The sequence below is a fragment of the Stenotrophomonas sp. Ste86 genome (assembly GCF_024519465.1).
In the GTDB taxonomy this organism is placed as follows: Bacteria; Pseudomonadota; Gammaproteobacteria; order Xanthomonadales; family Xanthomonadaceae; genus Stenotrophomonas.
On sequence record NZ_JALJRW010000025.1, the window covers coordinates 1 to 12,612 of the forward strand.

At 67.5% G+C, this 12,612-nt stretch carries 14 protein-coding genes and 2 tRNA genes; 5 read left to right on the forward strand and 11 right to left on the reverse strand.

All coding sequences use genetic code 11. The features are described from left to right. Positions 1-108: 108 nt before the first annotated feature. From NR101_RS16645 to NR101_RS16680, 8 genes are all read right to left on the reverse strand, one after another. Positions 109-185, reverse strand: a tRNA-Arg gene (locus NR101_RS16645). A gap of 61 nt (positions 186-246) precedes the next feature. Next, the gene (locus NR101_RS16650; RefSeq protein ID WP_256774103.1) at positions 247-1,086 is read right to left on the reverse strand and encodes an alpha/beta fold hydrolase; all 840 of its coding nucleotides are present in this window, start codon (positions 1,084-1,086) and stop codon (positions 247-249) included. Continuing rightward, a complete protein-coding gene (thiD, locus tag NR101_RS16655) occupies positions 1,083-1,895 on the reverse strand; it encodes a bifunctional hydroxymethylpyrimidine kinase/phosphomethylpyrimidine kinase (RefSeq protein WP_256774102.1) in 813 nt (270 codons plus the stop codon). Before thiD ends, NR101_RS16650 begins: the two co-directional genes overlap by 4 nt. 34 nt (positions 1,896-1,929) lie before the next feature. Further along, positions 1,930-2,601, reverse strand: a complete 672-nt coding sequence (locus NR101_RS16660; protein WP_256774101.1) for a YoaK family protein — start codon at positions 2,599-2,601, stop codon at positions 1,930-1,932. Positions 2,602-2,642: 41 nt separating this feature from the next. Continuing rightward, on the reverse strand, positions 2,643-3,122 hold the full coding sequence (locus NR101_RS16665; protein ID WP_256774150.1) for a hypothetical protein: 480 nt from the start codon (positions 3,120-3,122) through the stop codon (positions 2,643-2,645). A 23-nt stretch (positions 3,123-3,145) separates the two neighbouring features. Further along, complete coding sequence (locus NR101_RS16670) at positions 3,146-4,543, reverse strand: PhoH family protein (protein ID WP_256774100.1); 1,398 nt, start codon at positions 4,541-4,543, stop codon at positions 3,146-3,148. 81 nt (positions 4,544-4,624) lie between these two features. Continuing rightward, positions 4,625-5,104 (reverse strand): peroxiredoxin, encoded by a 480-nt coding sequence (locus tag NR101_RS16675; protein ID WP_256774099.1) that lies wholly within the window; start codon positions 5,102-5,104, stop codon positions 4,625-4,627. A 96-nt stretch (positions 5,105-5,200) separates the two neighbouring features. Beyond that, positions 5,201-5,761 (reverse strand): glycine cleavage system protein R, encoded by a 561-nt coding sequence (locus NR101_RS16680; RefSeq protein WP_256774098.1) that lies wholly within the window; start codon positions 5,759-5,761, stop codon positions 5,201-5,203. A gap of 163 nt (positions 5,762-5,924) precedes the next feature. Between NR101_RS16680 and dapA the strand changes: the two genes are divergently transcribed. After that, on the forward strand, positions 5,925-6,818 hold the full coding sequence (dapA, locus tag NR101_RS16685) for a 4-hydroxy-tetrahydrodipicolinate synthase (RefSeq protein WP_256774097.1): 894 nt from the start codon (positions 5,925-5,927) through the stop codon (positions 6,816-6,818). Positions 6,819-6,845: 27 nt separating this feature from the next. Then, positions 6,846-7,370, forward strand: a complete 525-nt coding sequence (locus tag NR101_RS16690; protein WP_256774096.1) for a hypothetical protein — start codon at positions 6,846-6,848, stop codon at positions 7,368-7,370. A 204-nt stretch (positions 7,371-7,574) separates the two neighbouring features. On the opposite strand, the gene fdxA is transcribed toward NR101_RS16690, so the two are convergent. Together fdxA and NR101_RS16700 are read right to left on the reverse strand one after the other, a co-directional pair. Next, complete coding sequence (gene fdxA / locus NR101_RS16695) at positions 7,575-7,898, reverse strand: ferredoxin FdxA (protein ID WP_108764771.1); 324 nt, start codon at positions 7,896-7,898, stop codon at positions 7,575-7,577. A gap of 108 nt (positions 7,899-8,006) precedes the next feature. After that, a complete protein-coding gene (locus NR101_RS16700) occupies positions 8,007-8,909 on the reverse strand; it encodes an SMP-30/gluconolactonase/LRE family protein (RefSeq protein WP_256774095.1) in 903 nt (300 codons plus the stop codon). A 212-nt stretch (positions 8,910-9,121) separates the two neighbouring features. Here NR101_RS16700 and NR101_RS16705 point away from each other — a divergent pair, with 212 nt between their 5' ends. Beyond that, complete coding sequence (locus NR101_RS16705; protein ID WP_256774094.1) at positions 9,122-10,543, forward strand: sugar porter family MFS transporter; 1,422 nt, start codon at positions 9,122-9,124, stop codon at positions 10,541-10,543. Positions 10,544-10,609: 66 nt separating this feature from the next. Here NR101_RS16705 and NR101_RS16710 read toward each other — a convergent pair. Then, a tRNA-Glu gene (locus tag NR101_RS16710) sits at positions 10,610-10,684 on the reverse strand. Positions 10,685-10,728: 44 nt separating this feature from the next. On the opposite strand from NR101_RS16710, the gene pcnB reads away from it, so the two are divergent. Then, positions 10,729-12,108, forward strand: a complete 1,380-nt coding sequence (gene pcnB / locus NR101_RS16715; protein ID WP_256774093.1) for a polynucleotide adenylyltransferase PcnB — start codon at positions 10,729-10,731, stop codon at positions 12,106-12,108. 3 nt (positions 12,109-12,111) lie between these two features. Continuing rightward, a complete protein-coding gene (gene folK / locus NR101_RS16720) occupies positions 12,112-12,600 on the forward strand; it encodes a 2-amino-4-hydroxy-6-hydroxymethyldihydropteridine diphosphokinase (RefSeq protein ID WP_256774092.1) in 489 nt (162 codons plus the stop codon). Positions 12,601-12,612: the final 12 nt, after the last annotated feature.

A 12,612-nucleotide genomic window follows, 5' to 3' on the forward strand; every position in this document is an offset into this window, starting at 1 on the left:
ACTCCCGACCGCCTGGTTCGTAGCCAGGTACTCTATCCAACTGAGCTACGGGCGCATTTACATCGCGTTGTACTACTGCTGCCAGCGGCGGAGCTGACAACCTGTTGATGGTGCGCCCGGAGAGATTCGAACTCCCGACCGCCTGGTTCGTAGCCAGGTACTCTATCCAACTGAGCTACGGGCGCGTCAACAGGAGCGGAATTATGCGGATGCACGTCGCATTCGTCAACGCTTTTGTGAAGGTCTTCATTCAAATGAATGAAAAAGCAGCGCTGCCACGGCCGTCGGGGATTTCATCCAGGCGAAGTGATCGGCACGCGCGCCAAGGGCTGCGGGTGACACCACGCTGAGCGTGGCGTCCACCTGCGGCATCTTGGCCAGCAGGACCTGCATGGAGGAGGGCGGGGCCAGCCAGTCGTGTTCCATCACCACGGCGGTGGCGTGCGCGCGCACGCCGCGCAGACCGGCTTCAAGATCGTCGCCGATGCCCACCCCGGCATAGCGGTTGTTCAGTCCCACCTTGGCCCAGTCGGCGATCAGGCCACGCGCTTCGGTGCCGCCGAAGCCGAGCCGGCGACCGTGCAGCACGCCCTGGCGCTGTGCCAGCCACGGCAGGAACCGGTAGATCAGTGGCAGGGTCCAGCCGCGCGGCGCCGGGAAGGTACGCCAGTACGGCGTGCCGCTGGCGACCAGCCACAGGCGCTGGAAGACAGCGGGGTGCAGGGCGGCGAAACAGCAGGCCAGCTGTCCGCCGAGGCTGTGGCCACCGATGATGCGTTCGACAGACGCACCGGCATCCAGCTGCGCCAGGCTGGCGGGCAGGTCCAGCGCCAGGATCTCGCGATAGCCCCAATCGTGTGTGTGCGACGGGCGCAGGCTGCTGCTGCCGTTGCCCCGCCATTCGTGCAGGTACACCGCCACGCCGTGTGCGGCCAGCGCGTCGGCCAGTGGCAGGTAGTGGCGCGCGGCCACCCCCAGTGCCGGTAACCAGAGCAGTCGCGCGCGCGGCTGTGCCGGCACCCGCGCCAGCAGCGCGAAGCGATGGCCGTCGGCGGCGACCACCGGAAGTGCCTGTGCGTCGATCATGCCGGGCGTGCTGCGCCGAAGTGGTCGATCACCAGCACCTCGCTGCGGCCGGGGTAGTACCCGCCCTGCAGGCCACGCGCGACGTAGTCGATCGCCGCTTCGCAGGCGTTGGGCAGCGACAGGCCTTGGCACAGCTGCGCGGCGATCGCCGAGGCCAGCGTGCAGCCGGTGCCGTGCGCATCCACCGGCAGGCGCGCGTGGATGAACTCCTCGCGGGTGACACCATCGAAGTAACGGTCGATCACGCGGCTGCCTTCGTGCAGGTGTCCGCCCTTGAGCAGCACCGCGCCGGCACCCAGGTCGAGCAGCGCGGCGGCGGCATCTTCGGCTTCGTCGGCGCTGGTGATCGGGCGACCGAGCAGCAGTTCGGCTTCGGGGATGTTGGGCGTCAACAGCGTGGCCAGGGGCAGCAGCCGCGTGAGCATTGCATGCAGCGCGCTGTCCTCCAGCAGCTTGGCGCCGCTGGTGGCCACCATGACCGGATCCAGCACGATGTGGGTGGGCCGATGTCTTTCGAGCGCGTCGGCGACCAGGCCGATGACCGCGGCATTGGCCAGCATTCCCAGCTTCACCGCGTGGATGTCGAAGTCGGCGAAGCAGGCATCGATCTGCGCCTGCAGGAAGTCCAGGGGCGGCACATGCACGGCGGTGACGCCGCGGGTGTTCTGTGCGGTCAGGGCGGCGATCGCCGACAGGCCATGCACGCGGTGCGCGGCGAAGGCCTTGAGATCGGCCTGGATGCCTGCGCCGCCGCCGGAATCGGAGCCGGCGATGGTCAGGGCGGAGACGGGGCTGGAAGCGGGGCTCATGCGGCGATTGTGCAGTGTTTGCCACCGGCGCGCTTCACGGGCGGCGCAGCCACGCCCATGGCCGGTACAGCACGTAGCCCAGGCCGGTGCAGCCGGTCAGCAGTGCCGGGGCGAGCAGGGCGTCGTAGCCGACGCGCAGGAACAGCCACGCCCCGATCACACCGCCAGCAAGGAAACCGCTGACGATCAATCCGCTCAGGGTCAGGCGCCGGATCGGCAGCGGCAGGCCACGCAGCAGGTGGCCCAGGCCGATGCCCAGGTCGGTGAACATGCCGCTGAGGTGGGTGGTGCGCACCACCGCGCCGCTGAAGGTGGTGGCCATGGCGTTCTGCAGGCCGCAGGCCATCGCGGCGGCCAGCGCGCCCCAGATCTGCTGCTGCTTGAACAGCGGGATGGACGCCAGCAGCAACAGCGATTCCAGCGTGAGCACCACGCCGTAGCGACGGCCCAGCTGCAGCGCGCTGTCCTGCACGATCATGCCGCTGAGCATGGCGCCCAGGCAGAACGCGATCAGCAGGGCCCACAGGTGCCCGACCACGCGCCAGTCACCCTGCGCCAGGGCCATGCCAAGCTGGCTGGTGGTGCCGGTCATGTGGCTGACGGCCTGGTGTTCGAAGCCCAGGAAGCCGACCACGTTGACCATGCCGGCCACGCACGACAACGCGATCGCGCCAATCCACACCCAGGTGGGCAGCCGGATGCTCATCCGGCGTTCGCGGGAAGGTTCACGACACGATCAACGCATGCTCAACGGCCCGCGGGCGGGCCGTTGAACTGCACCTCGGAGAAGCTGCCGCTGGCCGGGTCGAACACCGCACCCCAGAACTGCGCGCCGCCGTCGCAGACCCGGATGGCCTCGCGGGCCGGATCGATGTCGGCAGCGTCGGGCAGGTGGAACGCGTTGAGATAGATGAGCTTGCGCCCGTCCATTTCGATGCCGACGTACTGGCGGTCGAAATCGGCGGCCTTGGGCACCTGCGCGTCGAGCGACGGAAGCTGGGCTTCGAGCTGTTCGACCTCCTTGCGGCTGGGCGCCCAGTAACCGGTGACCCGCCCGGCCTCGCGGCCGGGACTGTCGCGCGAGCAGGTGTCCAGGACCTGGGCGGCGACGATCGGTCGCGTCACCACCCAGGACTGGCCGGTCTTGACCGTGGTCGGGACGCTGGCGCCCGGTCGTGTATTGGCAGGCGTGCAGGCGGCCGCCAGCGCGGCGAGCGCCAACGGCAGGACGGCACGGGACAGGGAACGGTTCACAACACCTCCGAGGCGTAATCGGCCAGGCGCGAACGCTCGCCACGGCGCAGCGTGACGTGCGCGCTGTGCGGCCAGTTCTTGAAGCGGTCCACCGCGTAGGTCAGGCCCGAGGTGGTCTCGGTCAGGTACGGGGTGTCGATCTGTTCGACATTGCCCAGGCAGACGATCTTGGTGCCGGGACCGGCACGGGTGATCAGGGTCTTCATCTGCTTTGGGGTGAGGTTCTGTGCTTCGTCCAGGATCAGGTAACGCGACAGGAAGGTGCGGCCGCGCATGAAGTTCAGCGAGCGGATCTTGATCCGGCTGGCGATCAGGTCGTTGGTCGCCGCACGGCCCCACGCACCGCCTTCCTGTGTATGGGTGAGCACTTCCAGGTTGTCGGTCAGCGCGCCCATCCACGGGGTCATCTTTTCTTCCTCGGTACCGGGCAGGAAGCCGATGTCTTCGCCGACGCTGACCGTGGCACGGGTCATGATGATCTCGCGATAGCGCTGCTGGTCCATCGTCTGGGCCAGGCCGGCGGCCAGCGCGAGCAGGGTCTTGCCGGTGCCGGCAGTGCCGAGCAGGGTGACGAAGTCGATCTCCGGGTCCATCAACGCATTGAGCGCGAAGTTCTGTTCGCGGTTGCGCGCGCTGATGCCCCACACCGCGTGGCTGCCGTGGCGGAAGTCGTTGACCAGCGACAGGGTGATCTTGTCGTTGTCGACCTTGGCCACGCGCAGTTCGACTTCATCCTCGCCGGGCAGGTAGGCGTACTGGTTGGGATGCCAGTTCTCGTCTTCGCTGGCGATGATTTCGTAACTGGTGCGACCCTTGTCGCTCCAGCTGCGCAGGTTGTCGGTGTGCTTCTTCCAGAAATCTTCCGGCAGCTCGGTGGCGCCGGTGTAGAGCAGGCTGAAATCGTCGAGCGCGCGGTCGTTCTCGTAGTCTTCGGACACGATCCCGGCGATGGCCGCCTTGATCCGCAGGTTGATGTCCTTGGAGACGAACACCACCGGGATCTCGGGCACCTGTTCCTTCAGCGCCAGGATCGCACCGAGGATGGCGTTGTCCGGGATGACCGCGCCGAAGCTCTTGCCCGCATCGAAATGACTGGTCTGGAACCGCAGCAGGCCCACGCTCTGCTTGCCGCGCAGCTGCAACCCGTTCGGGCGCTGCAGCGGGATGCCATCGGCCAGGTTGTCCAGGCCCGAGGCCTGCACCAGCTCATTGAGGAAACGGCTGACCTGGCGCGCGTTGCGGCTTGCCTCGGTGGTGCCCTTCTTGCCGTTGTCCAGCTCTTCGATCACCTGCATCGGCAGGTAGACATCATGCTCCTCGAACTTGAACAGCGCGGTCGGATCGTGCATCAGCACGTTGGTATCCAGTACGTAGATGCGCTTGCCTCGGGTCATCGTCAATTCCTGGTGGCAGAACAGGGACAAGCCATCACGACCTGCGGGGCAGGGTGATGGCCATGGGGGGTGCCGGATTGATCACTGGGTTTTCGCGGCCTTCAGGGCTTCAAGGACGGTGTCTGCGTGGCCGGCCACTTTGACCTTGCGCCACGCCTGCACGATACGACTGTCGGGCGAAATCAGGAAGGTGCTGCGTTCGATGCCACGCACCTGCTTGCCGTACATGTTCTTCAGCTTGATCACATCGAAGGCGGTGCACAACGCTTCGTCGCCATCGCTGATCAGCGGGAAGGCGAAGCCCTGCTTGGCGCAGAAGTTGTCGTGGGATTTGACCGAATCGCGGGAGACGCCGAACACGCGGGCGCCGGCCTGGGTGAACTGCGGGAGCAGCGCGTTGAAGTCGATGCCTTCGGTGGTGCAGCCTGGCGTGCTGTCCTTGGGATAGAAGTACAGAACAAGCCATTGGCCGGCGAGCGCGCCGAGGGTGGTGGTTTCACCGCCGGACAGTGCCAGCGGGAGATCGAGGGAGGATCTGTCCAGGGTGTCGCCGATGTTCATGAGGTCCTTTTTCCGGAGCCTGGTGCAAAGCTGTTACAGACGTGCGTCATCACACCTGCATGAAACATCGCGCGCCCGTGACGAACGCGCGAAAGATCAGAACTTCATCGGATCCATGATCGCGTCGAGGTTCAGGTGGTCGCAGAACTCGAGGAAATCGTCGCGCAGCGCGGCGATGTGCATGTTCGCCGGCACGCCGATGGTGACCTGCGCGGAGAACATTTCCGCCCCGGTCTGCATGGCGCGGTAGCGGGTGCTCTGCAGGTTCTCGATGGTGATGCCCTGGCGGTCGAAGAAATCGGCCAGCTGGAACAGGATGCCCGGCTTGTCGGCGGCGATCACTTCCACGATGTAGGGCAGCAGGTTGGACTGCGCCTGCTTGGCACCGGTGCGGTACCAGACCAGCTTCAGGCCTTCCTCGCGCTCCAGGCGGGTGAGCATGGCTTCCAGCTTTGCCACCGAGTCCCACGAGCCGGTGGCCAGGGCGGTCACCGAGACATCGCGACCCACCGTGGACAGGCGGGCATCGACCAGGTTGCAGCCGCTGTCGGCGATACGCCGGGTGACGGGCAGCAGCGGGGACTCCGGATGCGTCGTATAGGCGTTGATCAGGAGATGGTTTTCGGTCGGCGCAGGCCGCGGCGTGGTGTCGGTCAAGATGGTTCCGGGTGATACAAGGTGAGTCTGAACGGCCGACGACGGCACGTTCGCCGGAGTCCAGCATACTTGCCCGCGCTTTCGACCCGCAAGTAACATGCAAAGTACATCCGGCCGGCGTTTACGCAGGTGGGGTGCCCCCTTTCTTCCGAGCAACGTTTCCTTGTCCCTTTCCGGTCTCATCACCGCGCTGGCCACGCCTTTCCAGGCGAGCGGCGCATTGGATCCCGACGGTTGGCAGCGCTTGCTGCACCTGCAACTGGAGGGTGGTGTTCACGGGGTGGTGGTGGCCGGTTCGACCGGCGAGGCCGCGGCCCTGTCCGACGACGAGTACGACCAGCTGCTGCGCAGCGCGGTGAAAACCGTGGCCGGACGCGTCGCCGTGCTGGCCGGTACCGGTCTGTCGGGGACGGCCAAAACCATCGAGCAGACCCGCCGCGCGGCCGCCAATGGCGCCACCCATGCGCTGGTGGTGACCCCGCCGTACGTGCGCCCGACCCAGGCCGGACTGATCGCGCACTACCGCGCGGTGGCCGACCAGGGCGGTCTGCCGGTCATCCTGTACAACGTGCCCGGGCGTACCGGCTGCGACATGTTGCCGGAGACCGTGGCCGAACTGGCTGCCCATCCCAACATCGTCGGGATCAAGGAGGCGGTGGGCGATGTCGGCCGCGTGCAGGCGTTGCTGGCGCTGCGTACGCCGGCGTTCGCCATCCTCAGTGGCGACGACGGTACGGCCGCACGCTCGATCCTGTCCGGCATCGATGGCCTGATCTCGGTGGGCTCCAATGCCTTGCCGGGCGCCTACCGGCGCATGTGCGACCTGGCTGCGGCCGGCGAGCGCGACGCGGCCGAGGCGTGGGATGCACGCCTGGAACCGTTCCATGCATTCTGCGGCGTGGAGTCCAATCCGATCCCGGTGAAGGATCTGCTGCGCCGGATCGGCATCGGCCACGGGCTTCGCCTGCCGCTGCTGTCCCTGTCTGCGGCCCATCACGCCGCTGCCGAACACCTGGCCACCGACATCGGTGCGCTGGAAGCACTATCCAACCACTGATCGACAGTGGTCACCCAGGAGATTCACATGCGTCAATCCGTTTCCGCCATCCGCGTGCTGTCCTTCGCGATCCTGGCCACCGCCACCCTCGTGGGCACCACCGGCTGCTTCAAGCGTGGTGCGAAGGGCGACTACGCGCTCGCGCCGGAAATGCGTCCGCTGGAAGTGCCGCCGGACCTGAACGTCCCGGGCGGCAGCGCCACGGCCCAGGTGCCGGCACTGGCCTCGCAGTCGGCCAAGCCCGCGCCGGCCGCTGCCGGCACGCAGGCACCGGCCGCCAACGCTGCCGGTTTCACCGTGCAGGGCACCAAGGATGAGGCGTTCGGCAAGGTCGGCACCGCGCTGGACGCCATTGCAGGGGTGAAGATCGCCAGCAAGGCCCAGCTGCTGGGTTCTTACGATGTGGCCTATGAAGGCAGCGACTTCCTGGTGCGCGTGGTGGGCGTGGAAGCCGGCGCGTACATCTCCGCCGTTGACCCGCGTGGCCTGCCGGCTACCGGCGCTGCCCCGACCAAGCTGCTGGCTGAGCTGAAGGCGAAGCTGGCGCCGTAAGGGCGTGTGCGGACCCGGCCGTTGTCCGGGTCCGTGCCGCGGGCCGGAAACCTGGTAGAGCCGAGCCATGCTCGGCTGCTTCCGGATGGGCTAGCCGAGCATGGCTCGGCTCTACCGGATGGGCCAGCCGAGCATGGCTCGGCTCTACCGGACATGAAAAGGGCGCCCTTGGCGCCCTTTTTCAGTGCGGCACGCTGGCGTGGCTCAGCGCTCCAGCAGCGGCAGCTTGTCCGGTTTGCCATCCCATTCGCCGGCGTCGGCAGGGGGGTCCTTGCGCACGGTCAACACCGGCCAGGCCTTGGCCAGCTCGGCGTTGAGGCCGACGAACACTTCCTGCCCGGCGGGCACGTCGTCTTCGGGGAAGATCGCGTTGACCGGGCACTCGGGTTCGCACAAGGTGCAGTCGATGCACTCGTCCGGGTCGATCACCAGGAAGTTCGGGCCTTCATGGAAGCAATCCACGGGGCACACTTCCACGCAATCGGTGTGTTTGCACTTGATGCAGTTTTCGGTGACGACAAAAGGCATGGCTGGATCTGGATCCGACAGTAAGCCGGACAATTCTAGAACAGGTTGGCCGCTGGCGCGGGATTGGATGTCACTTGTTGGCGCAACCGGGCCGGCCGCAGGCGCCCATCACCAGCGGAACGGGGTTTCTGGCAGTCCGGCGATGCCGGTTTCCACGACGAACACGCTGCCCGCATGCGGGGCAGCGCCAAGCGCTTCAGGGCTGTGGTCCAGGCGCGAGCTGGTGACCATCAGCTGGCTCAGCCCCGGTCCGCCCAGCGCGACGCAGGTGGGGTTGCGGACCGGCATCGGCACGATCCGGTCGATCTGTCCGTCGGGCAGGTAACGGACCACCCGCGAGGCGCGCCACTGCGCATTCCACAGGCTGCCGTCGGCATCGATGATCGCCCCGTCCGGCTCCCACGCCGGGTCCTCCAGCCGGGCGAACCGGCGGGGATGGCTGCACTGCGCGCGCTCGGCGTCGTAGTCACAGCACCACAGCTCCGGCCGCACCGAATCGCAGTAGTAGAGCGTGCGGCCGTCGGCGCTGAAGCAGATCGCGTTGGGGATCACCACGCCAGGCAGGTCCAGCAGGCGCAGGCCGTGGCGCGTGCTGTACTGGTAGAAGCGGCCGAGGGGCTCGCGCGCAGGGTCCTCGTTCATGGTGCCGAACACCAGGTTGCCGGCGCGATCGGTGCGCCCGTCGTTGCTGCGGGTGGTGGGCTGTTCCGGTTGCACGTCGGCCAGCCACTGCAGGCGCAGCACGCCATCGGGCGCATCGATATCCACTCGCTGCAGGGAGCCGGCCAGGGCGAGCAGCAGTTGGCCATCCTCGCCTTCGGCCAGGCAGCCGGGGCGGTCGGGCAGGGGCCAGTGGCGGGGCGTGCCGATGGACGCCTCGTACTGCCACAGCCGCCGCGCGCTGATATCCACCCAGAACAGGCACTGCCGACGCGGTGACCACAGCGCGCCTTCGCCGTGGGTGCAGCGGCTGTCGACCAGCAGGGCGGGGGCGGCGGTATCGGCAGGCATCATCAGGGCAGCGGGATCGCGGCAGGGCCGGGCATTCTGCCACCGCCGGGGGCAACGGGTCGTGGGCATCGGCGGTATGCGCGACAGGACGTGTCGTCTCCGGGCCGATCCCGACCGCGGGCATGGTGTCGCTGCCCACACCTGTGCGACGCTGCGGCCATCCCGTGGTCGCGCGGTTGGGCGGCCGTCCTTTTCTTCGGCCAGGTGCGTCCATGTCCACACCGCTTCCCCGATCCGCCAGCAGCGGTGAGAACACCGCGTTCATCGTCCTGATCAGCTGCGTGGCCACCCTCGGTGGTTTCCTGTTCGGCTTCGACAGCGGGGTGATCAACGGCACTGTCGACGGGCTCAAACAGACCTTCCAGTCCAGCCAGGCCGGCATCGGCTTCGAGGTGGCCTCGATGCTGCTGGGCTGCGCGTTCGGTGCGTTCTTCGCCGGTCGCCTGGGAGATCGGCTCGGCCGGCGCGGGGTGCTGATCATCGCCGCGGCGATGTTCCTGCTGTCGGCGCTGGGTGCCGGTGCGGCGCACAGCTCGGCGCTGTTCGTGCTGGCGCGGGTGATCGGTGGCGTCGCGGTGGGTGCGGCCAGCGTGATGTCGCCGGCCTACATCGCCGAGGTGGCCTCGGCGCGCTATCGCGGCCGGCTGGCCACGATGCAGCAGATGGCGATCATCACCGGGCTGTTTTGTGCATTCCTCAGCAACTACCTGCTGGCGCGTGCAGCCGGGGCCTCGACCGAACCGCTGTGGCTGGGGCAGGAGGCCTGGCGCTGGATGTTCTGGATGCAGGCATTGCCGTCGGCGCTGTTCCTGGTGCTGTTGCTGCGCATCCCTGAGAGCCCGCGCTACCTGGTGGTCAAGGGGCGGCATGCGCAGGCACTGGCCGTGCTGACCCGCCTGTACGGCGCGGAGGAGGCGCGGGTCAAGGTCGCCGAGATCGAGGGTTCGCTGGCCGGCGACCAGCACCGGCCGCAGCTGTCGGACCTGATCGACAAGCGCGCCGGTGGGCTGCGCCGCATCGTCTGGATCGGCATCGGCCTGGCCGTGTTCCAGCAGCTGGTCGGCATCAACGTGGTCTTCTATTACGGCGCGGTGCTGTGGCAGGCGGTGGGCTTCTCCGAGAACGACGCGCTGCTGATCAACGTGCTCTCCGGTGCGCTCAGCATCGGTGCCTGCCTGCTGACCATCGTGCTGATCGACCGGATCGGGCGGCGACCGCTGCTGTGGGTCGGCTCGCTGGGCATGGCGGTGTCGCTGGCGCTGGTCACCGTGGCGTTTGCCAGTGGCACCCTCGACGGCGGCCGGCTGCAACTGTCCGACGGCATGGGGCGGCTGGCGCTGATCGCGGCCAACGTCTATGTAGTGTTCTTCAACATGTCCTGGGGGCCGGTGATGTGGGTGATGCTGGGCGAGATGTTCCCCAACCAGATCCGCGGCTCGGGGCTGGCCGTGGCCGGTGCGGCGCAGTGGAGCGCCAATTTCGCCATTACCGTCAGCTTCCCGGTGCTGCTGACCGGGATCGGCCTGGCCGGTGCCTACGGCATCTACACGGTGGCTGCGGTGCTGTCGATCTTCTTCGTGCTGCGCTATGTGCGCGAGACCAAAGGCAAGGAGCTGGAGCAGATGGAGGGCTGAGCTTGGCCGGCCCTGCAACGCAAAAACCCCGCCGGAGCGGGGTTTCTGGTCGTTCTGCACCGCGACTGGTGCTCCCTAGGGGACTCGAACCCCTGTTTTAGCCTTGAGAGGGCCACGTCCTAACCTCTAGACGAAGGGAGCAGGCTTTGTCGCGAACTGCGCAGCGCGCTAGTATATGGACCTAGATGCCATTGGGCAATCCCGAAAACTCAACCGGAAGCGCCAACATCAATTCTTCTGCTACATCACCGTTCAGCCTGCGCGTGATTCCGCGCGACCAGCACACCATCTCCCGCAAGGACATCAGCCCGAACGCGTTGCGCGTGTTGTACCGGCTGCGGGATTCCGGGTTCGCCGGCTACCTCGTAGGTGGCGCCGTGCGCGACCTGCTGGTCGGTGGCAACCCCAAGGACTTCGACGTGGCCACCGATGCCACGCCCGAGCAGGTCAAGGCGCTGTTCCGCAACTGCCGCCTGATCGGCCGCCGCTTCCGGCTGGCCCATGTCGTGTTCGGTCGCGAGATCATCGAGGTGGCCACCTTCCGCGCCAACATCGATGACGGCAGCGGCGACCGCGAGATGGAAAACGGCATGCTGGTCCGCGACAACGTGTACGGCAGCATCGAGGACGATGCGATCCGCCGCGACTTCACCTGCAATGCCCTGTACTACGCCATCGAGGACTTCTCGGTGCGCGACTACACCGGCGGGTTCGAAGACGTGCAGGCGCGCCTGATGAAACTCATCGGCGACCCCGAGAAGCGCTACCAGGAAGACCCGGTGCGGATGCTGCGCGCGGTGCGCCTGGCGGCCAAGCTCGGTTTCCAGATCGACGACGCCAGTGGCGAACCGCTGCCGCGCCTGGCCGGCCTTCTGGCTGAAGCCGCGCCGGCGCGCCTGTTCGAGGAAGTGCTCAAGTTGTTCCTGTCCGGGCACGGCGTGGCCAGCTTCGAGGGCCTGGAGCGTTACGGCCTGCTGGATGTGATGTTCCCCGAGAGTGCCGCCGCACTGCGCAGCAACCGCAGCGGCGCGTTGCGCCGGATGGTCATCGAAGGCCTGCACAACACCGACCTGCGCGTGGCCAACGACGAGCCGGTGTCGCCTTCGTTCCTGTTCGCGCTGTTGCTGTGGCCGGCGTTCTGCCGCGCGCTGGCCAGCCTGCAGAAGCAGGGCATCGCGCTGGAAGAGGCGCAACGCCGCGCCGCAGACCGGGTGACCCTGCACCAGCTGACCACGATCGCGCTGCCGCGCCGCTTCTCCCTGCCCATGCAGGAGATCTGGCTGTTGCAGGGCCGTTTCAGCTCGCGCCAGCGCAAGCGCGTGATCCGCACACTGACCCATCCGCGCTTCCGCGCCGCCTATGATTTCCTGGTACTGCGCCAGGTGGCTTCCAGCGAGCACAGCGCCGATGTGGAGTTCTGGCGCGAGGCCCAGTTGCAGTCCGGCACCGAGCTGGATTCGGCGCTGGATGCCGCGCACGTCGAGGGCGAGGGTGATGAGGACGGCGCACCGCGCAAGCGCCGCCGTCGCCGCCGCCGTCCGGGCGGGACTGCTGCAGGCGAGTAAGCGGTGACCGTCGCCTGCATCGGGTTGGGCGCCAACCTGGGGGACGCCGCGCAGACCCTGCGCGATGCGTTCCAGGCGCTGGCCGCATTGCCGCGCACCACGCTGCAGGCGCGCTCGCAGCTGTACAGCACGCCGGCCTGGGGCAATGAAGACCAGCCGCCCTTCGTCAATGCCGCCGCGCTACTGGATACCGCGCTGAGCGGGCCGGAACTGCTGGACGCGCTGCTGGCGATCGAGCGCGGCTTCGGCCGGGTCCGCACGCCCGGCGTGCACTGGGGCCCGCGCACGCTGGACCTGGACCTGCTGCTGTACGGCGAGGCGGTCATCGACCTGCCGCAGCTGCAGGTGCCGCATCCCTACCTGCACGAGCGCGCCTTCGCGCTGCTGCCGCTGGCCGAAATCGCCCCGGATGCGGTGATTCCCGGGCACGGCCGCGTGCGGGATGCTGTGGTGCGGGTCCCGGCCTGCGGGATCGCGCCAATAGGGGGATAATGCCCCGCTTAT